General features: G+C 43.9%; 20 protein-coding genes. 8 read left to right on the top strand and 12 right to left on the bottom strand.

Features of this window, described 5'->3' with window-relative positions:
* Window positions 1–112: 112 nt before the first annotated feature.
* Entirely contained in the window at window positions 113–1,261 is a 1,149-nt protein-coding gene (locus MED121_RS05535; protein WP_036178791.1) for a 4-oxalomesaconate tautomerase, read from the bottom strand.
* A gap of 422 nt (window positions 1,262–1,683) precedes the next feature.
* Here MED121_RS05535 and gcvA point away from each other — a divergent pair, with 422 nt between their 5' ends.
* Window positions 1,684–2,574, top strand: coding sequence for a transcriptional regulator GcvA (gene gcvA, locus MED121_RS05530; protein WP_009832646.1), 891 nt, complete (start codon window positions 1,684–1,686; stop codon window positions 2,572–2,574).
* A 46-nt stretch (window positions 2,575–2,620) separates the two neighbouring features.
* Here gcvA and tcuB read toward each other — a convergent pair whose 3' ends face one another.
* The 3 genes from tcuB to MED121_RS05515 all read right to left on the bottom strand — a co-directional run bounded on the left by tcuB (window position 2,621) and on the right by MED121_RS05515 (window position 6,005).
* On the bottom strand, window positions 2,621–3,742 hold the full coding sequence (gene tcuB, locus MED121_RS05525) for a tricarballylate utilization 4Fe-4S protein TcuB (protein ID WP_009832645.1): 1,122 nt from the start codon (window positions 3,740–3,742) through the stop codon (window positions 2,621–2,623).
* Entirely contained in the window at window positions 3,729–5,123 is a 1,395-nt protein-coding gene (gene tcuA, locus MED121_RS05520) for an FAD-dependent tricarballylate dehydrogenase TcuA (RefSeq protein ID WP_009832644.1), read from the bottom strand. Before tcuA ends, tcuB begins: the two co-directional genes overlap by 14 nt.
* 132 nt (window positions 5,124–5,255) lie before the next feature.
* The gene (locus tag MED121_RS05515) at window positions 5,256–6,005 is read right to left on the bottom strand and encodes a TSUP family transporter (RefSeq protein ID WP_009832643.1); all 750 of its coding nucleotides are present in this window, start codon (window positions 6,003–6,005) and stop codon (window positions 5,256–5,258) included.
* 319 nt (window positions 6,006–6,324) lie between these two features.
* On the opposite strand from MED121_RS05515, the gene MED121_RS05510 reads away from it, so the two are divergent.
* From MED121_RS05510 to MED121_RS05500, 3 genes are read left to right on the top strand one after another with little or no spacing between them, the layout of a single operon-like run.
* Window positions 6,325–6,996, top strand: a complete 672-nt coding sequence (locus MED121_RS05510) for a response regulator transcription factor (RefSeq protein ID WP_009832642.1) — start codon at window positions 6,325–6,327, stop codon at window positions 6,994–6,996.
* Window positions 6,989–8,428, top strand: a complete 1,440-nt coding sequence (locus MED121_RS05505) for a sensor histidine kinase (protein ID WP_009832641.1) — start codon at window positions 6,989–6,991, stop codon at window positions 8,426–8,428. Before MED121_RS05510 ends, MED121_RS05505 begins: the two co-directional genes overlap by 8 nt.
* A 3-nt stretch (window positions 8,429–8,431) precedes the next feature.
* Window positions 8,432–9,607, top strand: coding sequence for an ABC transporter substrate-binding protein (locus MED121_RS05500; RefSeq protein WP_009832640.1), 1,176 nt, complete (start codon window positions 8,432–8,434; stop codon window positions 9,605–9,607).
* A gap of 40 nt (window positions 9,608–9,647) precedes the next feature.
* Here the strand turns inward: MED121_RS05500 and phnE (MED121_RS05495) are convergent, their stop codons facing one another.
* The 8 genes from phnE (MED121_RS05495) to MED121_RS05460 all read right to left on the bottom strand — a co-directional run bounded on the left by phnE (MED121_RS05495) (window position 9,648) and on the right by MED121_RS05460 (window position 18,865).
* Window positions 9,648–10,445, bottom strand: a complete 798-nt coding sequence (gene phnE / locus MED121_RS05495; RefSeq protein ID WP_036178789.1) for a phosphonate ABC transporter, permease protein PhnE — start codon at window positions 10,443–10,445, stop codon at window positions 9,648–9,650.
* A gap of 19 nt (window positions 10,446–10,464) precedes the next feature.
* The gene (gene phnE / locus MED121_RS05490) at window positions 10,465–11,259 is read right to left on the bottom strand and encodes a phosphonate ABC transporter, permease protein PhnE (protein ID WP_009832638.1); all 795 of its coding nucleotides are present in this window, start codon (window positions 11,257–11,259) and stop codon (window positions 10,465–10,467) included.
* On the bottom strand, window positions 11,247–12,032 hold the full coding sequence (gene phnC, locus MED121_RS05485; RefSeq protein ID WP_009832637.1) for a phosphonate ABC transporter ATP-binding protein: 786 nt from the start codon (window positions 12,030–12,032) through the stop codon (window positions 11,247–11,249). The genes phnE (MED121_RS05490) and phnC overlap by 13 nt, the downstream gene beginning before the upstream one ends.
* Before the next feature lie 120 nt (window positions 12,033–12,152).
* Window positions 12,153–13,196 carry a phosphate/phosphite/phosphonate ABC transporter substrate-binding protein gene (gene phnD, locus MED121_RS05480; protein ID WP_036178787.1) on the bottom strand — a complete coding sequence of 348 codons (1,044 nt, stop codon included), beginning with the start codon at window positions 13,194–13,196 and terminating at the stop codon, window positions 12,153–12,155.
* Window positions 13,197–13,453: 257 nt separating this feature from the next.
* Complete coding sequence (locus MED121_RS05475; RefSeq protein WP_009832635.1) at window positions 13,454–14,803, bottom strand: sigma-54 dependent transcriptional regulator; 1,350 nt, start codon at window positions 14,801–14,803, stop codon at window positions 13,454–13,456.
* Entirely contained in the window at window positions 14,800–16,695 is a 1,896-nt protein-coding gene (locus MED121_RS05470) for an ATP-binding protein (RefSeq protein WP_009832634.1), read from the bottom strand. Before MED121_RS05470 ends, MED121_RS05475 begins: the two co-directional genes overlap by 4 nt.
* Before the next feature lie 297 nt (window positions 16,696–16,992).
* A complete protein-coding gene (locus tag MED121_RS05465; RefSeq protein WP_009832633.1) occupies window positions 16,993–17,673 on the bottom strand; it encodes a GntR family transcriptional regulator in 681 nt (226 codons plus the stop codon).
* Window positions 17,674–17,863: 190 nt separating this feature from the next.
* Window positions 17,864–18,865 (bottom strand): 4-hydroxyproline epimerase, encoded by a 1,002-nt coding sequence (locus tag MED121_RS05460; RefSeq protein WP_009832632.1) that lies wholly within the window; start codon window positions 18,863–18,865, stop codon window positions 17,864–17,866.
* A gap of 116 nt (window positions 18,866–18,981) precedes the next feature.
* Between MED121_RS05460 and MED121_RS05455 the strand changes: the two genes are divergently transcribed.
* The 4 genes from MED121_RS05455 (at window position 18,982) to MED121_RS05440 (ending at window position 23,963) form a co-directional block, all read left to right on the top strand.
* Complete coding sequence (locus tag MED121_RS05455) at window positions 18,982–20,232, top strand: FAD-dependent oxidoreductase (RefSeq protein ID WP_036178783.1); 1,251 nt, start codon at window positions 18,982–18,984, stop codon at window positions 20,230–20,232.
* A gap of 125 nt (window positions 20,233–20,357) precedes the next feature.
* Entirely contained in the window at window positions 20,358–21,236 is an 879-nt protein-coding gene (gene dapA / locus MED121_RS05450; protein WP_009832630.1) for a 4-hydroxy-tetrahydrodipicolinate synthase, read from the top strand.
* 10 nt (window positions 21,237–21,246) lie between these two features.
* Window positions 21,247–22,749, top strand: coding sequence for an aldehyde dehydrogenase (locus tag MED121_RS05445; protein ID WP_116371559.1), 1,503 nt, complete (start codon window positions 21,247–21,249; stop codon window positions 22,747–22,749).
* A gap of 158 nt (window positions 22,750–22,907) precedes the next feature.
* Window positions 22,908–23,963, top strand: a complete 1,056-nt coding sequence (locus MED121_RS05440; protein WP_009832628.1) for a substrate-binding domain-containing protein — start codon at window positions 22,908–22,910, stop codon at window positions 23,961–23,963.
* Window positions 23,964–23,992: the final 29 nt, after the last annotated feature.

Below are 23,992 nucleotides of genomic sequence, written 5' to 3'. Positions count from 1 at the left end.
TTACTTTTTTTATTACTATTTAAGGATTGCCTTAGGTGTACCTTAGGAAGACAAGCTGTCACCAAGCTGTCATAGCTTGCGGGTTTTAGTTTTATTTATATGAGCAAACCGATTAAGAGGCTTGCTGCTTTAACGGTGTCCAGATGCGACTTGGCACATATAGATCTCCCCGAAATAAGCGTCTGGCAGTGCGCACTAATCCTGCTTGATGAATCTCAGAATTCTCTTGATTAAGTGTCATCTTTAAGGCGATGGTGATCCTGCCACTTGGGTGCTCAATAATGATTTGCTTCGCTTTATCGCCACCTTTGCTTCTACTTTCAAGCGAGCGATTAAGTTTGCTATCGAGCCCAATGGGGGTTAAGCCTTCGGCGACTGTGCCTGGAATGGCTGCGCAAACACTGACACAAATCGCACCGGTGGCAGAGTGGCTGGCATGACAGTTATGAGGGACAAAATAGCGAGAAGTAATACTGCCACCCTGTTGTGGTGCACTTAGCAGGCCGACTTTGGGAATCACTTGATCTGAGACGTCTCCTAAGCCCATTTTTTTACCTGTAATTAAGCGAATGGCTTCGATACGGGCCAGCAAGTTTTTATCCATATCTAGCGTCTGTTTTGACTCATCGCCCTTAACCCCAAGACTTGTTGCAGGAATAAGCACCATAGGCATAGCCGCATCAATGCAGCTAACCTCGACGCCTAAAATGACTTCTTTTAGTTGACCTGTAGGGAATAGCTTGCCTGTTTTAGTGCCTGCAACATTCAAGAAGTTGAGCATGACGGGGGCGGCGCTGCCTTCAACACCATCAATTTGAGTTTCACCCTCATAATTAACAAAACCATCAGGGGTTTGTACCAGCACATGGATGAAAGAGTTGGTGTTTAGATTGCGTACTCTGACTAAGGTCTCCCCTAATTGAGCTCGGACTAAACCGGACTCTATGGCGAAAGGCGCCGCACCAGAGAGGATGTTACCGCAAGATGGCGCAGTATCTACCGACATATCATCGATAGACACTTGTGCAAACAGGTAATCAATATCGGCCTCTGGACTATCGGAAACTGAAATAATTGCTGCTTTACTGGTTAAGCTGGTGGCACCGCCAATGCCGTCAATTTGTTGACCTGTGCAAGATCCCATCGCAGATAATAAAACCTGTTTTTGGGTTTCCCAATCTCGAGGTAAATCATTCGCCAAAAAATAAGGTCCACGTGACGTGCCGCCACGCATCATGGTGCAGGGAATGGATGTTTGCATGAGACAACCTCGATTTATTGTTTAGATTTTCTAAATCAAAATATTGTTTTTAATTTAGGTCTTGCTGATGTTGGCTAAAGTAACGTGGAGGCTTTGGACTGACAAACGATAAGATTTAGCTATTTGATATAGAAAAACTACACTGAAATATTAGCTTAATATATTAAGTGAAAAATACGGCGATTTGGTTTTAGTGTTAAAAAGAAAGGTTTTTTTATTAAGTGTTTGTTTTAATAGTTTTTATTTTTGATGTTTCATAGTTCTAATGATTGTTTATTATCCGGTTTTGAAATTTTGGTTTAGTAAAAATTCAAATAAAATAAAATGGTGCTTTGAATGATAAGGCTTAATAAAAAAATAATTTATACCAATGGTGATGATAAAAATAATAGAATAACTAAACTGAAAAATTGGAAAACACGATGAAACGCTTACCTCCTTTAAAAGCGATGCAGGCATTTGAAGCGGCTGGACGGCATCAAAGTCTTAAAAAAGCAGCAGATGAGTTATGTGTCACCACAGGCGCGATTAGTCAGCAAATTAAATTGTTAGAAGCGCACTTAGAAGTCGAACTGTTTAAGCGCTTAAATAAATCTGTGCGCTTAACTGAAGCGGGTAGAGCCTGCCTTCCATTAATTGAACAAGGGTTTGAATTGTTAGGCGATGCGGCAGCAAAAGCGCAAACCTACAGTGAACAAAAACTCATTACCATTAGTGTGGCCCCTTCTTTTGGGGCGAAATGGTTATTGCCTCGATTAGAGCAATTTAGGCGTAAGCACCCTGATATTGATTTACGTATTGATGCCTCTACTCGGCTCATCGATTTTGCCCATGATGATGTGGATATTTCCATTCGTTATGGCGCGATCAAGGAGAAGGGGATGCATGTTGAGGCGCTTTCCCATGAAGAGCTGTTTCCTGTTTGTAGCCCTCACCTGATGACCCAGTGTGCCAGTTTAGAAGCCCTAAGTGATTATCCTTTATTGCACTTAGAACGGCGTTCTGCGGACAAGTCCTTTCCCGGTTGGGCTGAATGGATTGAAGAGAATGGGTTAAACAAAGAGGCTTTTAAACACGGTCCTAGATTCAGTATGTCGAGCATGGTATTGCAGGCCGCAATTGATGGGCAAGGGGTGGCGATGGCCAGCAGTGTACTGGCGGCGGATGACTTAAAAACTGGTCGTTTAATTCGACTTTTCCCACAATCTTTAAGGGCCAAATATCACTATCATCTTATCTGTACTAAGAACTTGTCCCAAAGAGCCGATGTGGTGAAGTTTATTGATTGGATCAAACAGGAAATTCTGGCCTAAACCATTAAAAACGCTGAGCTCAATCTTGAGCTCAGCGAAGGTTCGGTTATACCTTGTTTTGTTCCTCTTTTATGAGCGCGGCGAGACGATAAAAACCATGGGTCATTTTCGAGTAGGGCATAAGTAAGAAAAAGGCTAACACACAGCCTAAATGCAAGGCTAAAAGCTCCCCTAGCCAAGGGCTTTGTCCAAACCAATATAGGGCCAAGCCTGAGGTGCTCACAAAAAAGAGCAGAAGTACGAAAGCCATTTCGCCGCCCCACACTTGTGTATCCCCCAGAGACTTATCCGCTTCTAGCTTTAAATAAGCTAGTCCTGCAGTACCAATACTCAGTGAAATACCGCCAATAATGCCCAGTATTTTAGGTAAAGAGGTGAGATCGTAGGGCGCGGCCATAGCAAGCAAATAGTGCATCAGGGTAGCCGTACTCGTAGCTGCAAAACAGAGTAAAAAACCATACATGGTCGCCTGATGAAAATAACGACGGGCTTGGCTAAACCTGTCTTCATCTTCGTAATTACAACCCTCACCATGACCTGCGGCGAGGTTTTTCATTTTCGCCGCTGAGGCAAAAGCCCCTTTAATATGGATTAAGCGTAATGGCTCTGCATCTATGTCTTGCCAGAAGCGTCTAACACTAAAGGCGATGCTAACCAAAGGCAGCAAAAAGGCTGGCATAAAGAGCGCCACCATAAGGTTGTGTGACAACAGGTCATAGAAGTTAGCTTGTGAGTCTGTCGTTGAATGGGTGCCCATAAGTTGAATTAGCCACAGTAGAGCTGCAAAACCGACAATGACTGCTGCGCCAATGGCGGCTCCGCTCTTATGAAACGCTTTGGCAAAGGCGGCTGGGTAAGCATTATCCTGCCAACTTTCCTGTCTGACTTTAGCCAGTGCCTGAGGCAGGTTTAAGTCAAATTCGTGGGGGGCGGTATATTGGCAAGCGTAATAGCAACCGCGACAGTTATGACACAGGTTAGCGAGCTGTTTTAAGTTCTCATCGGAGAATGATCTTTCCCTGTGAACGGCTGGGAAAACAGAGCAATAGGTTTCACAATAACGACAAGCATTACAGATTTCGAGCTGACGTCTTGCTTGCTCCAAAGGCTTAAGAGCTTGTTGCTCGCTGGTATTTGTATCTAGATTAAGAATCTCAATGGTTTGCATATTTTGCTACCTCTTGCCCTGCGATACGGCCAAATACCGTACCAATTGCCATACCAAATCCGGCTAGATAGCCTTGGCCTAAAATGGATCCCGCCATGGTTTCCCCAGCCGCCCAAAGGTTAATAATCGGGCCATCTTTCCCTTGTACTTGGGCTTTATCGTCCACCTTCAAACCTAGGTAGGTAAAGGTGACGCCGGTTCGCAGGCTGTAGCCATAAAAAGGTGGTGTATCGATAGGTCTGGCCCAGTTGGTTTTGGCGGGTGTGAGGCCTTGTGTCGCTAAACCATCAAGCTCGGTTGGGTGGAATTTCCCGGTTCTACATGAAGCATTAAAGCCATGAATGGTTTGGGTTAATGCATTGGGTTCTAATCCCATTTTTAATGCCAACTCTTCTAGTGAGTCCGCTTTTATCGGTGGAAAAACAGAAGGCATAAAGAGGTCCAAGGATTTGGCATCGATAATGGCATAGGCCACTTGATCGGGTTGATCTGCGACTAATCTGCCCCAAATGGCATAACGTTTAGGCCATACATCTTCCCCTTCATCGTAAAAACGTTGGCTATTTTGATTCACAACGACAGAAAAAGGTACGCAGTCTAGGCGTGTCACTATGCCGCCATCATATTTAGGCGAACGGCCATCAATCGCAACCGCATGACACTGGGTTGGGTCACCGACAGAGGTCGCGCCTTGTTTCAGTAAATTCGCGAGTACCACCCCTTTGTTATATGGGGTTCCACGGATAAGAAAGTTTTTTGCAGCTGGCCCCCAAGCCCTTGCAAGCCAGTCGATATCTGCTTGAAAGCCACCTGAGGCGACGATAACCGTCTTTGATGAGAGCTTTCTTACTTCATCTTGATAGTGAAAAGTGACCGATTTTATGTGATTGCCCTGTAAGTCTAAATGGGTGACCTGGGCCTCATAAAGTACATCCACATCTAACTTTTCAAGCTGACGGTAATACGCATTGACTAAAGACTTTCCACCGCCCATAAAGAAGGCATTGGTGCGGGATAAGGATAAGGTGCCGGACAGGGACGGCTGAAATCTAACCCCATGATTCTGCATCCAGTCATAACACTCATGGGTATTCTTGATGACAAGCTTGGCTAGCTTTTCATCGGTTTTCCCCTTGGTGACCTTGAGTAAATCATCAAAATATTCTTCTTCTGTATAGCTGTCTGTGAGCACGGCTTTGGGTGCTGGATGCATGCAGCGAAAGTTTCTTGTGTGGCGTGAGTTGCCGCCACGATAGGGTTTAGGTGCCCCCTCAAGAATGAGGACTTTTAGGCCGGCCTCTGCAGCGGTTATGGCTGCGCAAAGTGCGGCATTACCACCGCCAATGACAAGAGTGTCATAGATATTATTTATTTTTTTCATTATCTAAACCAGTGAGCTTGTTGTAGTCGTCCTATTACGACTTAAACTCCAGCTTAGGGAGCTAAGCTGTCTTGAACCTGTCACCAATTTAGAGAAGAGAGTATTGTGCTTTCACCTGAAAAAAAACTGCAATCAAGCCAATAAGGCAGAATATAAAAGACGTAATGCCAGAAGGGTAATCACGGTTTTGGATAAAACCTGAAACACGGATTCAGGGATTTTAAATAGCATATGACGACCCGCATAAGTGCCTAGCATGCCTGTCAGTAACATCAGGGTCATTAATAGGGCATAGTCGAAGAAAGCAAAGCCTAAAAAGCCAAAGATAATGATTTTAAAGCCATGCTGTATCGACATGACAGCGGCATGGGTGGCGACTTTAGCTTCTTTCGACATCTTCTCTCGGCCCATAAATGCCGCTGTAATTGGGCCAGAAGCGCCAATAAACAAGGAGGCAAAGGTGCTGATAAAGCCGCCAAGATAGAAGCGGAATTTACGCGTCATATTCACTGGGCTAATTTTGGGGCCCCACACCATGTACAGGATAAAGATACCCAGTATGACTTTAAGTAGAGTCTCATCTAAGCTCACTGCCACTTGAGAGCCAATAATGGCAGCTAGGATTGAGCCAAAGGTAAAGGCCAGCAGAATATCTTGCTTGAAAAATTGACGCATAATCAGGGCGCGAAAGCCATTAGAGCCCAACTGTATTACCCCGTGTAGTGGAATGACGACCGCAGGGGGGAAGAAGGAAATCATCACAGCTAAGAGTAAAACGCCGCCACCAAGGCCTGCGACTGCTGCCATAAAAGAGGCAAAGAAACTGGTTCCTATCAGTATCCAATCGGCTAAAGTTAAAGCAAAAAATTGTGGATCTAGCATTCAGTGCACCTATTATAATTTTGAAGTGGTGGGCTTATTGCCATAATCAAGCAGTCTAAAAGAGCGAGTCGTTCTACTTAATAATCAAACTTCTGTTGCTATTTTTTATCAGCATTAAGGTGGCCGCAAAATACCGGATCAAGCTGTCACCAAGCTGTCATGACAAAAATTTATTTATCTTAACAGGCCTATAACTGACTGCTAATATTTCATTAAATAAATAAGGGATTTATCGGTTTTTGTAAGATTTTCTAAGGATGGCACTGAGCACTTGAAAATAAATAAGTGAGTTAAATCAAATCTCTATCAGGTAAAAAAAATGAGAATACTGGTTGTCGAAGATGATGATGTGCTGGGTGAAGCCATTAGCCAACGTATGCTAAAGCAGGGGCATGGGGTGGATTTGGCAACCAGTGGCGCTGATGCGAATGACATATTAAGGCATCAAGAGTATGACCTTGTGGTATTGGATTTGAATTTACCGGGTATGAATGGTGAGCAAGTGTTGAATAAGCTTCGAGTGCGTCAAACTAATACGCCAGTACTGATACTCACCGCCCGTAATCAAGTGGAAGATAGAATTCAGTTATTGGATTTAGGGGCCGATGATTATCTAACCAAGCCCTTTGATTTTGGTGAATTTGATGCCAGATGTCGTGCCCTATTAAGGCGTCATCAAGGGCAAGCACAGAATGTCATTAGTTACGGCAATCTCAGCTTAGATAGAAAGGCCTGTTGTGTGTATGTCGATCAGGTCTTAGTTGATCTTAAGCAGAGAGAGTTTCGCTTGTTAGAGATCTTTATTACCCATACAGGTTGGGTGCTTAGCAAGGATGACTTAATTGATCACCTTTACAATTTTGATGAGCCACCTAGCCCCAATGCAATCGAACTTTACGTGGCTAGACTGAGGAAAAAATTGCAAACCAGTGCCGTCGAGATTCGTACCTTACGAGGCTTAGGTTATATCTTGGAAGAATTTAATGGGTAGAGGAAATAAAACGAATTCTATCCGTAGCCAGCTGGTGCTCATGACCTTGCTGTTATTAATCCTAATGACCATTATCACGTTTTTCTTAGCCAATAGTTATGGCAAACGTTCTGCCCAAATTTCATTTGATCGTTTACTCACCAGTGCGGCTTTACAAACCGCTGAAAGTATCAGTATGAAAGAGGGTCAAGTGATAGTAGATTTGCCTTGGTCAGCCTTTGAAATTTTATCCTCTGCGCCTAACGATAGGGTGTTTTATCGTATCAGTGACAAAGGGGGAAATAAAATTACTGGTTATCAAGATCTGCCTCAATTGGGTGAGACCGATAGGAGAGGAAAGCTAATCCAGCAGCAAACTAGACCTGAGCCGCGTTTTTTTGATGGGGCCTATCAAGGTGAGGCGGTGAGGTTCGTGTTGTTTAAAAAGCAGCTGACTGAAACCTTGTACCAAGGGGATGTGAGTATCCAAATAGGGCAAACTGTGATTGCCCGTGAAGCCTTAGCCAGCGAGATCAGCTGGCGCGCTATCCAGTTAGTGCTGCCATTTATTTTTATTGGCTTTATCTTGGTTGTACTGGGGATTTGGACTCTTTTAAAACCCATTAAAGAATTGAACAAGGCCTTATCGAATCGGACCGGGTTTGATTTGTCGAAAATCAACTTGCCTGTACCGTCTGAGTTAACGCCTTTAGTGCAAAGTATTAATCACTTTATGGGCCAACTTGATAACAACCTAAACCAATTACAGCGCTTTACCAGTGAGGCCGCCCATCAATTGAGAACACCGCTAGCAGGGTTAAAGTCTCAAGCACAAAATGCCCTGAGTGAAGACGATGAAGCGACTCGTCATGCTCAACTTGTTCGTGTGATTGAATCCTGTGACATGTTAAATCATACGGTTTCGCAGCTGTTATTACAGGCGACTTTATCTCACCGGTTTCAAAGCCAACAATTGATGCGAATTAACCTGGCACAAATGAGTAAAAAGGTTTGCAAGGATGTGGTTGTCTCAGCTTTACAGCAAGACATAGAAATCAGTTTTGAAGGGGAGGAGACTTTCGCCAGAGAAAACGCAGGAAACATTTTAGGAGATGCGTTTGCTTTAGAGCAAATGATACGAAATATCTTAGAAAATGCCATTAAATACAGCCCTCCCCATTCTGTGGTCAGTGTCAGTATTTTAAGTGTGACCCATGCTTTAAAGCCTATGATACGACTGGCGGTAAAGGATCAGGGGATTGGGATACCTGACAGTGAAAAGCCCCATGTGTTTGAGCGCTTTTATCGTAGTGCGAATAATCCCCGATCGGGAACCGGATTAGGCTTGGCGATCGCTAAAGAAGTGGCTGATCATCATAATGCTTTATTAACGCTGAGTGATAATGAGCCTAAGGGGTTGGTGGTAAATTTAACGTTTGAGTTGGTGGGCTAGCTTATGTTGAAAGCCAGGTTTAGTCAGATCTCCAGTGCCATGTTGAGTGTTATGTTGCGCGCTATGCCGAAAGTTAATTTGAAAGCTTTGCGCTTGTTTAGCTGTGCGTTATTAAGTGTCGCCATTGGAGTAGATAGTTTTGCCAACCAAGAGGCAAAAAGAGACAGTGTCTTTTTAGAGCAACGCCAGCTGAATATTCGAGGTGCCGCAGATTATCCCGAAATTGCCCCTTTGCTTAATGCTTTTAAAAAACGTTTTCCTAATATCAAGGTTGATTATCAAGAGCTAGGGACCCGTCGTCTTTACGAGCGTTTTATTGCCGGTGAATTTACCCAAGCGGATTTGATTACCAGCTCTGCCATGGACCTTCAAATAAAACTTATTAACGATGGTTACGCCCAAAGTTATCGTTCTGCTCAAACCAGTGCTTTACCCGATTGGGCGAGCTGGCGTAATGAGCTTTTTGGTTTTACTTATGAACCTGCGGTCATTGCCTATAATCACGATTTTATTTCCCATAATTCAAGTATCTTGACGCCTGACCTGCAAAGCCGTGAGCGCATGTTGGAATACATCCGAGAAAACAGTGATCGTATTAAGGGGAAAATAGGCACCTTTGATATTGAAAAAGTCGGCTTAGGTTATCTTTTATGGTCACACGATAGTCAGCAATCCACCAGTTATGGGCGAGTACTAGAGTCTTTTGGTATTCATGATGTGCAGCTTTATCCTAGTAGTGCGTCTATGCTGCAGGCACTGGCCGATAATGAAATCGCCATTGCTTATAACCTACTGGGCTCTTACGCCAAATCTTGGTCTAAGAAATACCCTCAAATCAAAGTCATACTGCCAACTGATTATACGATGGCGATTATGCGGACGGCGTTTATACCTAAGACGGCACCTGATCCTGAGGTGGCTAAAGTATTCTTAGACTTTCTGATTTCAGAAGAGGGTCAGCGTATTTTGGCTGAGCACTCTAACCTGTTTCCTATTAATGAAAGTGTGAGGAAAAAGTACTTAGAATCCAGCTTTGATATTTCCAACTCGACAACGACCCGGCCTATTGCTTTAGGGTTAAAACTTTTAGTTTTAAGTGATGAAATGAAGCGAAAAATCATTTTAGATGAGTGGTCTCAGGCCTTAATTAAACCTGAAAAGGGCTCTCCTTTAGAATAAAGTTGAGCCCTCTTTCGAATGAAAGGGTGAAATGAAATCGTTAGATTAAACGTTTACGGATATTCACCACCACAATCTCTGCGATGATAACCACTACAAAAATAGAGAGTAATGCAACTGCCACTCGCTGCCATTCAAATAGATTCATAGAGTCACTTAATACCACCCCGATACCACCAGCACCGACCAAGCCTAATACTGCTGATTCACGTACGTTAATGTCCCAACGAAAGAGCACGATACTGAAAAAGGCAGGCAGAATTTGTGGCCAATAACCTTTAAGTAGTACTGATATCCAAGAGGCGCCAGTGGCTCTTAAGGCTTCAATTGGCCCCATGTTTACCTCTTCAATCGCTTCTCCTAATAGTTTGCCGACAAAACCAACAGAACGAAAGGCAATGGCGAGCACGCCGGCGATAACACCCGGGCCAAAAATAGAGACAAACAAGAGCGCCCAAACCAGTGAGTTAACTGAGCGCGAAGATACTAAGAAGAACTTAGCGATCCAGTGTACCCAAGGGGATGCCACAATATTGCTGGCATTCATCAAGGCTAATGGCAGAGCAAAAATCAAGGTAACTAAAGTGCCTAAGGTGGCAATGTTAAGGGTTTCTATCATGGCGTCATGAACGGACACAGGATAGTAAGCAAAATCAATGGGCCACATACGGCTGAACATGTCTGCCATTTGTTCTGGGGCATCAAAGAAGAACTCAGGGATGACCTCGACCGATTGAATCGATTGCACCATAGCCATGATAAGCACCAGGTAAACCGCATAACGGGACAGCTTTTGCTTTAGGGTAAAACGCTGCCAGTGATGATTCATTGTATTCATTTAGTTGGCTCCTAAAGGCTTATCTAAAGATGTTTCTGACGATGTTAGACAGAAACTCGCCTAGCATGATCAAGGCAATGATGGTGATTAAGATGGCCGCAACAAAGTCATAGTCAAAGCGCTGGAACGCAGAGAATAAGGTGCCACCCAGACCGCCTGCCCCTACGATTCCCACCATGGTGGAGTTACGCAGGTTTGAGTCCAACTGATACACAGAAAAGCCGATGAAACGAGAGAAAACTTGTGGCATCACAGAGAAAAGAATAACACTCACAAAGCCTGCGCCAGTGGCACGAATGGCTTCTACTTGCTTGAGTGAAATCTCTTCGATGGCTTCTGCAAATAGCTTAGCGATAAAGCCAATTGAAGCCACGATCAGAGTGAGTATGCCGGCTAGAGCACCAAAGCCGACACTTTTCACAAAGAGAATGGCGATGATCACAGGGTGAAACGTACGACACAAAGCAATGAAGCCTCGCATAGGCACACTGACCCAGTTTGGCATCAAGTTACGAGCTGCAAATAAGCCAAAAAATAGCGACAGCACTATGCCTGAGACACTGGCAATAACCGCAATTTCTAAGCTTTCTGCTAAACCACTTAATAACAGTTCCCAACGGTCAAAGTTTGGTGGGAACATACGATCTAAAAGCTTATCCGCATGGCCTAAACCCTGAACGAATCTATCCCATGTGAGGCCCATGGCATTGAAAGAATAAACCAGATACACACCTACAAGCGCCCAAATGCCCGTGCTTACCCAGTTACGCTTAAAGGGATTCTCATACTCTTTGGAGGTGCTTAGTCCAGCCATGATTCACCTCCATAAATTTGTTTAAGGTGTTCATCTGTGATGCCTTCTGGAGAGCCGTCATATACGACAACGCCATTACTCATGCCTATCATGCGTTTAGCAAAACGGCTGGCGAGTTTAACATCGTGAATATTGACCAGAGCAGGGATGTTCTTCTCTTCTGAGAAACGTTCTAGTAGCTCCATGATCTCAACCGCCGTTTTCGGATCAAGGGAAGAGGTTGGTTCGTCGGCTAATAACACACGGGGGTTTTGCATCACGGCACGGGCGATACCAACACGCTGACGCTGACCGCCAGATAAACTGTCTGCACGCTTATTCGCATGTTCGCTTAAGCCAACCGCTTCGAGTAATTCAAAGGCGCCATTAATGTCTTCTTGACTAAATTTACGACGCCAAGCTTGCCAAGCACTCATATAACCAAGGCGACCGGTTAATACGTTTTCAATCACGGTTAAACGTTCAACCAGATTATATTCTTGGAACACCATACCCACTTGGCGGCGTAGTTTGCGTAATTCGCCCCCTTTGGCTTGGCTAAGATCTGCATTATCAAACAAGATGGCCCCAGCTGTTGGATCAATTAAACGGTTGATACAACGTAATAAGGTACTTTTACCTGTGCCTGATGGACCGATAATGGCGACAATGCCGGGTTCGCTGATGTTAATGTCGATGCCCTTTAAAATCGGGTTACCTGGCACGTATTCTTTCTGTAATCCTTTGATTTCAAGGAAGTTAGAGCGACCATGCGCCGTTTGAGTTGAAGACATAATCTGTATCCTACAAGCAATAAGAGGTGCAAACGACCTGGTTTCCCAGGTCGCTGATGAGCAATTTCAATTAATTAAATGTGCGCTAAAACTGAGGTGGTTAATTTGGCAAGTTAGCCATTAACCATTGTTGTTTGCCGCGGCGGCTGCCGCACGTTTTTTAGCGGCTTTCGCTGCATCTGCTTCAGCCAAACGTTTTAGACCTGTTTTGGTGTAAGCCGTGCCAGAGGCGTGGGCAATGTCACGGATAACCTGCCAGTCAACTTTATAAGTAACTGGGTAGAAACGGTCCGCACCACCAAAGGTTTCTTGCATATCCGCAGGGAAGCGAAATTCAGAGAAGGCTTTTTTGATTTTAGCCACTAGCTCTGGATTCAAGTCATGCGCATAACCAAAGGATGAAGTAGGGAAGCGCGGGCTGGTGTAGATGATACGAAAATCTTCTTCGTTAATACGCTCGGCTGCTACCATACGTTTGAATACGTCAGATGCTACCGGTGCGGCTTCATAGTCACCCGATAGTACGCCCATGATAGATTGGTCGTGCTTGCCTGAGTATTTCACCTTGTAGTCTTGATCTGGGGTAATACCTAAAGCAGGGAAGATAGCGCGAGGAGCTAGGTTGCCTGAGTTTGAGGATGCAGAAGTATGTGCCACAACACGGCCTTTAAGATCAGACATTTTATAAATATCACTATCAGAGCGGGCGATAGTAATCAGGTTATAACCCTGGAAACCATCTGCTGTGCCTTTTACCGCGATTGGCACTAACCCACCTAGGTTAACCGCATAGCCAGTGGGGCCTGTGGAGAAACCGGCAATGTGCAAACGACCAGAGCGAATGGCTTCAACTTCGGCAGCATTTGAGTGAACTGTGTAATAAACCACTTTTTTACCAGTAACATCACTTAGGTATTTTTGAAAGTCGCTAAAAGCATCCTTGTACACCGCTGGGTCTTCTACGGGGGTGTAGGTGAAAACCAAGGTGCTTGGATCACGCCACTTGCTAGGGTCTTTTGGTGTGTCGGCAACAAGATCATAGTTATCATCACAAAACTTGTCGTCTAATACGCCACGGTATTTACAGTCTTCTGCTTGTACAGCGCTGGCACCTAAGAATAACGAACTGGTTAAAAGTAAACCGGTAAGCAATTTATTTGGCATCTCACTTTTCCTCATTAGATATTTTTATTTTTATCACCAATTGGGCAAGACCCTGATCGGAGATGAGTCAGCCCCACAATGTTGTGGATCTGACCCAGTTAGAGCAAAAGCAATACCAAGTCTAAAATATTGTTTAATTTCATATGTTTACGACATTTTTAAAAATCTAAGTCACGGCTTTGGGACGCTTTAGTCTCATTGTTTTTTGTTAGATGGGACACATGTGTCTTTTTTCTTAAGCTCCTTTGATGAAGCTGCTATGTTGCCTTAAAAACCTGCTTATCTAATTGATGTTTCTTCATTTTTCGATAAAGGGTTTTACGAGAGAGGTCTAATAGCTCCGCCGCTTCATTAAGTTGACCGCCCGATGCCCGTAAGCCTTGCTCAAGGATGCTGCGCTCAAATTGCTCCATGCGTTCCTCGTAACTGCCATTAGTGTCTTCATCACGTTTAAGGGTCGCGAGAGAGGTTTCTGTGATACCTAAGACAAACCTGTCCACGGCGTTTTTGAGTTCTCGTACATTGCCTGGCCACTCATGTTCCAATAAAAAGGCAAGATACTCTGGGGTAAGTTCAGGCAAAGGGCGGTCGAATTGCTCCGCAGCTTTACGGGCATAATAGTGAAACAAGGGCAGTACATCTTCTGGCCTGTCTTTAAGTGGCGGTATGGTAAGGCTTGCCACATTGAGACGATAAAAGAGGTCCTTTCTAAACTTCCCTTCTTCGCCTAATTGGGCAAGGTCATCTTTACTGGCGGCTATGACAGTGAGCTCAACGGGAATAGGCTGTGTGCTGCCGACTCTTTCTATGGTCCTGTCTTGCAGCACCCTGAGAAGTTTTATTTGCACAGGCAGGGGCATGGTTTCGATTTCATCAAGAAACAGAGTGCCGCCATTGGCGGCTTCTATCTTGCCGATATGACGTTTATTGGCACCGGTAAAAGAGCCTGCTTCGTGGCCAAAGAGCTCACTTTCAATCAAGCTTTCACTGATGCCACCACAGTTTATGGCGATAAATCGACTTTCATGGCGACGGCTAAATTGGTGTAAGGCACGGGCGACCACATCTTTACCACAGCCAGTATCCCCATAAATAATGGTGTCCACATTGGCTTGAGCGAGGGCTGTTACATGTTGGCGTATGCCTTTAATGGCAGCGGATTCACCAATAATAAAGTTCTCTAGGCCTGTTTGATTGGCAAGGTTTTGTTTGAGGCTACGGTTCTCTAAAATGAGACGGCGCTTCTCTATGGCCCTTTCTAATTGGCTAATCAGCTTGGCAGGTTGCAGTGGCTTTTCGAGAAAGTCATAAGCCCCTTCCTTCATCGCTTCGATGGCCATAGGAATATCACCGTGGCCACTCATCAAGAGAATAGGCAATTCAGGGTCTAAGGCTTGGAGTTTGGCCAGCACACTCATGCCATCCATTTTTGGCATTTTTACATCACAAAGCACAACCACAGGGCTATTTTTATTGAGAGAATCTAATGCTTGTTGGGCATCTAAGAAGGTGTCTACCTGAAAGTCTTCTAGCTCTAAAAGCTCTGTCAGGGCTTCAATGATGGTTTGCTCATCATCTATGATAAGAATGCGAATCGCTTGCTTCATTTTGTGCTCGCTTTTTGTAAAACCAATGTGAAGGTGCTGCCTTGTCCTTGGGTTGAACTGACGCGGATTTGGCCACTAAAATCTTGAATTATGTTGTAACTAATAGAGAGACCTAATCCTAAACCTTGGCCCACTTCTTTTTGGGTAAAGAAGGGGTCAAATATCTGGTTTAACTTATCGGCTTCTATGCCAATGCCAGTGTCGCTGACACTGATAAAGACCTGACTTTCCTCTTCTGTTACTGTTATTTGAATCTGCTTTAAAGGCGCGCTGGATAAGGCATCTACCGCATTACTAATGAGGTTTACCAAGACTTGTTCGAGGCGAATAGGCTCGGCTAATACATTCAGATCTTTGACATTATTTTGATATTCTAAGCGGCTATTTTGTTCTCGAATCTGATTCGACATTAGCTCTATGGCATCAAGAATGACGGGCTCTAATAACACAGGGCTGAGCGCTGTACCTGCCTCCCGAGCAAAGGCTTTAAGGTGGCGAGTAATGCCTGCAATTTTATCAAGGAGTTGGTGCATCTTTTCGATATTGAGCCTGGCTTTATCCGGCTGGGCCTTGTCTAGGTGACGTCCGGCTGTATGTAAATAGCTAGCAATCGCGGTTAATGGTTGGTTGATTTCATGGGTGATGCCCACACTCAATTGACCAAGGGCGGCAAGCTTTCCTGCTTGGACTAGCTCGTTTTGGGTGCTCTTTAATTGGACTTCCGCAGCCAGTCTCTCTTCAATTTCGGCGGCGAGTTTTTGATTGGTTTTTTCCACTTCTATGGCGGTTTTTTGGAAGTATTGTAAGTCTCTGGCCATGCCTGATACTTCGTCATTGCCCTTGATTAAAATCTGAGTATCAAGCTTGGAACTAGCTATGGCGCGCATGTTTTTTTGTAGCTCAATAATGCGCTGTAATACATCGCGTCTGACGTAAAACCAAGAGATGGCGCAGGCCACAGCAAGACTGGCTAAGGAGAGCAAAAGAATGCTGCTAATACTGGCATTAATGGACTTAATCGCCCCTTCTAAGGAGGCGCGAATACTGGTGTTGGTTTGGTTGGTATATTGGTTTATCTGCGCCGCTAATTGTTGGATATGCTGCTGACTATTTTCCAAAAAAAAGCTCTGTTGATAGAGCAAATCTAATTCTTCATTTTTCAATAAAAAGAGTTGGCCTTGGCGCGAACTCATTTTTAATAACTGGCTTAGAAGCTGACGCTTTAAACGGGGAATTTGTGGCAAAAAAGGCAGGCGCGTACTGATTTCTCGGCCTAAATCTTCAAGCCGTAAAAAGGTGTAATCCAATTCGTTAAAGGAGGCTTCGTTACTGACCTTTTCAATAAGGCCAGAAAAGTAATAAAGCCGTCTGATGACTTCTTCTAATTGCTCACTCTGTTCTAGCCGATCAAACTCAAGAATTAAATCTTGGAATAAAGGGAAGATGAGTTTGGATTGTTGGGTGAGTTTTTTGCGAATGACTTCTCGTCGTTCAACACTCTGATTTAACAGGGTTAAGTTATTCTGTATCTGGGTGATGAGCTCTAAAAAATAGCGGTTATAGTCAGGTAAATTACGCATTAAACCATCCATATCTTGAATGGCAATGTTCAAGGTATCCATGGCTTGATTACGACTGACATTTGAGTCACTGGTGACAATTAAAGGCGCAGTGGCGACGATTAAGCGGCTTTTATCATTAAGGCGCGCTGCGGCATCTAAACCAGGAATATCCTGATGCTTAAGTAGCATTAGCCTATCGCTTAGCTGCAAATAGGTGTTTGTTGCCAGCCCACTAGAGACGATGGTGATGGAGGATATCATCACAAAAGCCAAAAATAAGCGACTGCCAATCCCTAGCTGTGAGAGCCAGTAAAATCGTTTTATTGCCATTTCCAAATATCCTATTTTTATTGTTTTGGAAGAGCTTAGGTATCAAGTCAGCGTAAGCTGTTTACTAAAGAGTGGTTTTGTTTAAAAAGCTAATGAAAGAATGATGCCAAGTTTGAAGGGCCATATATCAGGCTTTCAATCTATTAAAAGGACAAAAATGTCCCATTAACCTAATGGATACTGCCTTAACTTGATGAGATTTGGAAGCGGTTAAATGTATGCTTCAATGCCTTTCCTAGCTGAGTGAGAAGCTAGGAAGAAGGCATTAAGAAGAGACCTGTTGATACTGGGTGAGGGCTATTTATTATTGTCTTGTTGTTCTAGCAGTATATCGTGAATGGCTTGGCCTGCTTCTAAAATATGCTTTTTAAGTAGTGCACAGGCTGCTGTTTTATCGCGTTGACGACAAAGCTTGAGGAGTTCATTGTGCTCTTGCTCGGCTTTGTCGTTACCAGAAGTGAGCAAAAGTTGTAATCGAATATAGCGATCAGACTTGAGGTTTAAGGTTTCGATAATTTCTTTGGCTTGGGGAAGGTCTGCTGCCTTATAAAGGGCCGCATGGAGTTGATAATTTAGCTCACTCCAGCTTTCAACCTGGGTGCCGCTTTCTACGGCTTGATCAAAGGCTTGTACTACCTTATCTGCCGCATCAAAGTCGGCTTCTGTCATATTGTCGATAGAATGCTCAAGTACATGGCACTCTATCATGGCTCTTAGTTGAAAGAGTTCGTGAATTTTTGCAGGTGAGAGTTCGGTGGCGATAGCACCTTTGTGGGGTTCGAAAGCCACTAAACCTTGGGCTTCTAGTTGTAATAGGGCTTCTCGAACAGGTATTCGACTTACATCGAACTCTTTGGCTAGGGCCTCCTGGCGTAATGCTTCTCCTGCCACGATTTCACCGGACAGAATTTTATTCCTTAATATGTCTGCAACCATTTGGGTTCGTGTTTTATAAACAGGCATAGAGTTTGTCATCATGGAGTAGGGGCCGCGCTTTTGTCCTAGGGTGGAATCTGCTTAGTGCTCTATTGTAACACTTTCATTTTAAAGCTTAATAAAAAGCTGACGTTTAATATAACCCTCAGCTTAGTATATCTAAAAGCCCTTTTAATAAAACTTAACACTAGGTGGTCGTTATTATCTAACTTTGGCGTTCTTTAACTAAAAACTATTTAACTTCAAAGCCGTGGGCATAAGGGTCTTCATCATCCACCCAAATGGTGTTGTGACCATACACCTTAGCCCAACCTTGCACACTTGGCATGATACCAATATGACTGCCGACTTGGGTAAGAGACTCAACTCGTCCATGAAATAAACTGCCAATAATGCTTTCGTGTACAAAATCATCGCCGACTTTGAGCTTGCCTTTGGCAAACCATTGGGCCATGCGCGCACTGGTACCTGTGCCACAGGGTGACCTGTCTATGGCTCTGTCCCCATAAAATACGGCATTTTTCGCTCGGGCTCCTTCTTGTGTGGGGGTACCTGTCCATAACACATGGGAAACCCCATTAACTGTGGCATCATCAGGGTGAACACATTCTGCGGCCGCATCAACAAGCTGGCGTACGATAGGGCTTAATTGCAAGATTTTATCGGCACTAAAGTGCTCTAGTCCTTGATAGTTTTTTTGTGGATCTACAATAGCGTAATAGTTACCCCCATAGGCAATGTCGACCACAAGTTCGCCCAATTCCGGCACCTGTACCACGACATCCGTGTGAGCGAGATAGGAGGCTACATTAAAAATACGCACGCTTTCTACCTTGTCACCATCTTGTTTGTATTCAATTTTAATCTTGCCTGCGGGCACATCTAGAATAAGTTTCCCCGGAATTTTTGGCTTGATAATGCCATTTTCAATGGCGCTTGTGACTGTGCCTATGGTGCCGTGCCCGCACATGGGCAAGCAGCCACTGGTTTCGATAAAGAGTATTGAAGCATCAGCATCTTCAGAGCAAGGAGGATAAACAATAGAGCCAGACATCATGGCATGTCCCCTTGGCTCAAACATAAGTGCTTGTCGAATCCAGTCGTACTGATTAAGAAAAAACTGGCGCTTTTGGCTCATTGTTTGACCTTCTAGGTCAGGATAACCGCCAGCCACTAAACGTACTGGATTGCCACATGTATGGGCATCAATGCAAAAAAAGGTGCCTTCTCTCATCTTATTTTCCTTATCCGTTTTTATCGTTATGGGGGCTTTAGAATGAATAGCGTTGCTTTATTTTTGATCAAAGTATATTTTATACAATATACATAACTCGAATGAAAGGTTATTTTATGAAGTCTTTGCAAGCGGATATTGCTGTTTTAGGCGCGGGTATTGTTGGCGTCTGTTGTGCTCTCGCCTTACAAAAATCAGGACATCAGGTGACCTTGATTGATAGGGATGGCGTTGGGGAAGGTTGCTCAAAAGGCAATGCTGGCCACTTTGCGACAGAGCAAATTTTGCCCCTCGCCACACCTGGTTTGATGTGGAAGATACCTAAAATGCTGCTTGATCCATTAGGGCCTGTGTCTATTCGCTGGTCTTATTTGCATAAGATAGCCCCTTGGCTCATTCGTTTTATGCTCAATACGCGAAGTGGCCCTTTCTCTCAGGGCGTCGATGCTTTAACTGGGCTCAATAATGCGGCTTTACCTGCTTGGTTAACCCTTTTAGAAGCATTAGGAGAGCAAAAACAAATTAAAGCGGACGGCTCCTTGCTGGTGTTTGAGTCACAAAAGTCCGTTTTAGACTATGAGGATACTCATCTTTTTTTGAATGAGCAGGGTATTAAAACCCAATCACTTTCGGGTTGTCAGGTGAGAGAGTTAGAGCCTGGTCTATCGGGCAATATTTGCCATGGTGTTTTGTTTCCCAATACGGCGCACACGACAGACCCTCATAAATTGACGCGTGTATTAGCTGAGCATTTTATCAAACAGGGGGGCAAGTTGATTGAGCAAGAAGTAGAAGCCTTAGACATGAATGATGAAGGTGTTGAGGTGAAGCTTAATGGGGCTTCATATCAGGTGCCTAAACTTGTGTTAGCCACAGGCGCTTGGTCAAAACATTGGGTGCAGGCATTAACCAAGAAGAAGGTGCCTTTGGATACGGAAAGGGGTTATCACCTCATGTTGCCCAAAGTTGATACTAGTTTAAAGGTGCCTGTTACCTCTGCCGATAGACGTTTCATTATGACACCTATGAATGAGGGGCTTCGCCTTGCTGGCACAGTGGAGTTTGGTGGGCTACATACTTCTCCCAATATGAAAAGAGCGCATATGTTGGTACGACATGCCCAAGTGCTACTGCCAAGAATTGATGCTGAAGTCGGCCAAACTTGGATGGGCTTTAGGCCTTCTTTACCTGACTCCTTACCCATCATAGATAAGGTTGGTGCCAAGGGGCAGGTGATATTAGCCTTTGGTCATCAGCATTTAGGGTTAACCCAAGCCGCAGTGACAGGTGAACTGGTGGATGCTTTAACACATAACCAAAAACCTAAGTTAGATATGACTCCCTTTCGTCACGATAGATTTGCCTGAATAAGAAATGAAACAGTGCTAAAAAATTTTGTAAAAACAAATTGTATAAAATATACATTAATTGAAGCATAAGCTTAAAACGGCTTTTAAAAGAAGCTTAAACCTCATGTTAAAAGGATAAGAAAATGAATATTGAAGGTGTATTAGTTCCTGTTGTTACCCCGTTTGGCGCAGATGGCAGTATAGATTTTGCCGCTCTGGCTAACTTATTAGATTTTCAAATTAATGCTGGTGTGAAAGGTATTGTTGCCTGTGGTACCACAGGTGAGTATTACACCTTTAATGATGAAGAGCGTTATAAGCTAATGGCCTTTATTGCTGAGCATGTGGGTGATAGAGCCCTATTAATTGCTGGGGTAAATGACTTATATACCCAAGGTTCTGTACTGAAGGCTAAACAGGCAAAAGAGCTAGGCTATACCTGCTTAATGCTTGCGCCACCTATCTATTGCTTACCGCAAGAAAACGAAATTATTCAACATTACAAAACGGTCAGCCAAGAAGCTGATATGCCCATCATTATGTATAACTTCCCTGCGCGTTCTGGTGTTGAAATCAGTGTTGAGGCGGTGATCGAGCTAAGTGCAGAGAAGAACATAGTCGGGATTAAAGAAAGTAGTGGTGACTTTAGCCGTGCCTTGTCGTTAATCAATGCCAAACTAGATAATTTCCAAGTGGTGTGTGGCAGTGATGATCAGGCGGCAGACTACTTGTTCTGGGGTGTGCGTGCTTGGATAGGTGGTGCAGCAAACTATTTACCTGCAGAGCATGTGGCCTTGATTGAAGCGGCTAAGGCGGATGATCTCACGAAAGTAAGAGACTTGATGACAGCTATTTTACCTGTGATTAAGCATCAAGAAGCGGAAGATTATAATCAAAAAGCCAAGTTAGGTTGTGCTCATGTTGGTGTGCCTGTTGGGAGTGTTCGTGCGCCTTTACTGCCTGTGAGTGCTGAGTCTCAAGCAGAGTTTTTAGCATTACTAGATAAAGCGCTAGAAGCTTAAGGAGAAAGACATGCTTTTATCGAACCGAAAAATGTTAAAAGAAGATGTGTTTCAACTTGGGCGTAAACAGCAGCTTTATGCTGGCGCTTTGATAAAAAACCAAGGTTTGAATTCTGACTTTACCGCCTTTGAAACCCTTAACCCTTTTGACCATAGTGTGATTGGTAAGGTGCAATCTTGTGATGAGAGCCATGTTAACGACGCGGTTAAAGTTGCCAGAGAAACCTTTGAATCAGGCGAGTGGGCGGGCTTACATCCGGCAGAGCGAAAAGCGGCGATGCAAAATTGGGTGGCTCTATTGACCGAGCATGCTGAAGAATTGGCGGCACTTGATTGTATTGATGCAGGTAAACCCATTGCTGAATGTTTAGCGACAGATATTCCTGAAACGATTCAAACTTTCGCTTGGTATGCAGAAGCCATCGATAAGGTTTTTGGAAAAGTCGCGCCAACTCATGGGGATAATCTTGCCCTTGTGGTGAAAGAAGCTGTGGGTGTGGTGGCGGCTGTATTGCCTTGGAACTTTCCGGCTCTTATGTTCGCTTGGAAAGTGGCCCCAGCGTTAGCCGCGGGCAATTCTGTCATTGCAAAACCTGCTGAGCAAACTTCTTTAAGTGCCTATCGTATGGTGCAACTGGCCTATCAAGCGGGCATCCCTGAAGGGGCGCTTTCTTTGATTACAGGCTTTGGTGAAGACGTCGGAAAACCTCTTGGTTTGCATAATGACATTGATATGGTGTCTTTTACGGGCTCCACGGAAGTAGGGCGTTTGTTTCTAACTTATGCTGCCCAATCTAACTTAAAAGGTGTGGTGCTAGAGTGCGGTGGGAAAAGCCCACAAGTGGTATTTGATGATGTCTATTCTGTAGAAGAAATTGCTGATGATGTGCTCTCAGCAGCCTTTTGGAATATGGGGGAAAACTGCAGCTGTGGTTCACGCTTGATCGTGCATCAAGATATCAAAGAGTCCTTGTTAGCCGTATTAAAAAGACGTCTTCAAGATTGGAAATTGGGCGACCCTCAAGATCCAGATGTCTCTATTGGACCTATGGTAGAAGAGGTGCATTTTGATAGGGTGCTCTCTCATTTAGAAATAGCCAAACAAGAAGGTGCGCAATTGATTCAGGGTGGCAAGGTATCTGATTTAGGGGCGGGTATGTGTATTGAGCCGACCATTTTTGATGAGGTGACACCTGAGATGACCTTGTTTAAGCAAGAGGTCTTTGGTCCAGTACTTGCTGTGGTGAGTTTTGCGACAGAAGAAGAGGCGATCAAGCTGGCTAACGACAGTGAATATGGTTTGGCGGCATCTTTATATACAGCGGATATCCGTCGTGCCCACAGGGTGTCTAAGGCAATTAAAGCAGGAACAGTATCCGTGAACTGCTTTTCTGAAGGCGATATATCAACACCTTTTGGTGGCTATAAAATGTCTGGCTTTGGTGGCCGAGATAATGGCTTAGAGGCATTCGATCAATATCTGCAAACTAAGACAGTTTGGTACGCGAATTAGAAAAGTGAATTTTTCTCAAATTCATGTCCTCTCATTGCATTGAGAAAGATAGGTGTTAGGCTTAAATGGGCTAGCACTTATCTTTAAATCTTCATTATCCATAATAAGAACAATGTATTAGGATAAAACTGTAGCAAGATGTTTACATGAGGATATGTATGACAGTTAACGCTTTTTTAAGACGTTCTTTATTAATTTGCTGTGTTTATTTAGGCATTATTTCTGCCGCTATAGCAAATGACGATTCTATTAATGAAGGCGTTAATCAAGATAAAGCAGCGTCGCTTCATTCACCTGGCTTGAATATTGTGGTGATAGGCAAAACCAAAAATGATAGTTTTTATGAGCAATCCTATGAAGGTTGCCAAGTTTTTGCGCAAAGTGTGGAAGGGGTTAATTGTATTTATGATGGACCCCAAGACTTTCAAAATATCCGCGCCCAAGCCCTTATTATTGAATCCTATTTAAAGACAGGTGTGGATGGCTTTTTAATTTCTACCACAGATTCTACTTTTCTCGTTAACCGCGTATTAAAAAAAGCAAAAGCAGCAGGTGTCCCTGTAATTACCTTTGATTCAGACTTGCTAGCGTCAGATAAAGCCTATCGATTAGCTTATGTGGGCACTAATAATTTTGATTATGGGGTTGCCCTAGGTAACCAAGCCAAGGCTTTTAAAAAACAAGATCTCACTCAGATTTGTATTCAGTCAGGGCATGATTCAACTCCCAATTTGAATGAACGTATACGTGGGGTAAGGTACGCTTTAGCAGGGGAAAATGTACCTCGTTTACGAGGTGAAAACGGTTGGACAGAATATTCTAGATGCCCTTTTTATACCTTAGGTAAAAGAGAGCAGGCGGTCAGGCAGTTAGAGCATATTCTCACTCTTGAAAATCCACCTATCTACCTTGCCGTTGCGGGCTTTGCGCAGTTCTCTCCTGATTACATAAAAAAAATTGGGCCTTTTAAACAGCAGATTGCCAATGACGACTTGGTCATTATTTCAGCCGATGCCGAAGATATTCAGCTGGATGCGCTAAGGGCAAACTTATCCAGTATTAATATTGGCCAGAAGCCCTTTGCTATGGGGCGCTTAGGTGCTCAGTTGCTTTATCAGTATATAAAATATGGTGAGACCCCTTCACAAGACATTTATTACCAAGATTTCTACTATTGTACGCCAGAGAATGTGAATGAATGTGTGGTTAAATAACAGACTTATGCACAATTTTTAGCCTTGTT

Origin of the sequence: Marinomonas sp. MED121 (genome assembly GCF_000153025.1) — a bacterium.
Taxonomy (GTDB): domain Bacteria; phylum Pseudomonadota; class Gammaproteobacteria; order Pseudomonadales; family Marinomonadaceae; genus Marinomonas.
The sequence above is the reverse complement of the archived record's forward strand: the minus strand, read 5'-3'. Positions and strand labels throughout refer to the sequence as shown.

What these genes read in the sequence shown, in the direction of transcription:
- MED121_RS05535 (WP_036178791.1), bottom strand. Translation starts at nt 1,261, where the DNA reads ATGCAAACATCCATTCCCTGCACCATGATGCGTGGCGGCACGTCACGT.
- gcvA (WP_009832646.1), top strand. Translation starts at nt 1,684, where the DNA reads ATGAAACGCTTACCTCCTTTAAAAGCGATGCAGGCATTTGAAGCGGCT.
- tcuB (WP_009832645.1), bottom strand. Translation starts at nt 3,742, where the DNA reads ATGCAAACCATTGAGATTCTTAATCTAGATACAAATACCAGCGAGCAA.
- tcuA (WP_009832644.1), bottom strand. Translation starts at nt 5,123, where the DNA reads ATGAAAAAAATAAATAATATCTATGACACTCTTGTCATTGGCGGTGGT.
- MED121_RS05515 (WP_009832643.1), bottom strand. Translation starts at nt 6,005, where the DNA reads ATGCTAGATCCACAATTTTTTGCTTTAACTTTAGCCGATTGGATACTG.
- MED121_RS05510 (WP_009832642.1), top strand. Translation starts at nt 6,325, where the DNA reads ATGAGAATACTGGTTGTCGAAGATGATGATGTGCTGGGTGAAGCCATT.
- MED121_RS05505 (WP_009832641.1), top strand. Translation starts at nt 6,989, where the DNA reads ATGGGTAGAGGAAATAAAACGAATTCTATCCGTAGCCAGCTGGTGCTC.
- MED121_RS05500 (WP_009832640.1), top strand. Translation starts at nt 8,432, where the DNA reads ATGTTGAAAGCCAGGTTTAGTCAGATCTCCAGTGCCATGTTGAGTGTT.
- phnE (WP_036178789.1), bottom strand. Translation starts at nt 10,445, where the DNA reads ATGAATACAATGAATCATCACTGGCAGCGTTTTACCCTAAAGCAAAAG.
- phnE (WP_009832638.1), bottom strand. Translation starts at nt 11,259, where the DNA reads ATGGCTGGACTAAGCACCTCCAAAGAGTATGAGAATCCCTTTAAGCGT.
- phnC (WP_009832637.1), bottom strand. Translation starts at nt 12,032, where the DNA reads ATGTCTTCAACTCAAACGGCGCATGGTCGCTCTAACTTCCTTGAAATC.
- phnD (WP_036178787.1), bottom strand. Translation starts at nt 13,196, where the DNA reads ATGCCAAATAAATTGCTTACCGGTTTACTTTTAACCAGTTCGTTATTC.
- MED121_RS05475 (WP_009832635.1), bottom strand. Translation starts at nt 14,803, where the DNA reads ATGAAGCAAGCGATTCGCATTCTTATCATAGATGATGAGCAAACCATC.
- MED121_RS05470 (WP_009832634.1), bottom strand. Translation starts at nt 16,695, where the DNA reads ATGGCAATAAAACGATTTTACTGGCTCTCACAGCTAGGGATTGGCAGT.
- MED121_RS05465 (WP_009832633.1), bottom strand. Translation starts at nt 17,673, where the DNA reads ATGATGACAAACTCTATGCCTGTTTATAAAACACGAACCCAAATGGTT.
- MED121_RS05460 (WP_009832632.1), bottom strand. Translation starts at nt 18,865, where the DNA reads ATGAGAGAAGGCACCTTTTTTTGCATTGATGCCCATACATGTGGCAAT.
- MED121_RS05455 (WP_036178783.1), top strand. Translation starts at nt 18,982, where the DNA reads ATGAAGTCTTTGCAAGCGGATATTGCTGTTTTAGGCGCGGGTATTGTT.
- dapA (WP_009832630.1), top strand. Translation starts at nt 20,358, where the DNA reads ATGAATATTGAAGGTGTATTAGTTCCTGTTGTTACCCCGTTTGGCGCA.
- MED121_RS05445 (WP_116371559.1), top strand. Translation starts at nt 21,247, where the DNA reads ATGCTTTTATCGAACCGAAAAATGTTAAAAGAAGATGTGTTTCAACTT.
- MED121_RS05440 (WP_009832628.1), top strand. Translation starts at nt 22,908, where the DNA reads ATGACAGTTAACGCTTTTTTAAGACGTTCTTTATTAATTTGCTGTGTT.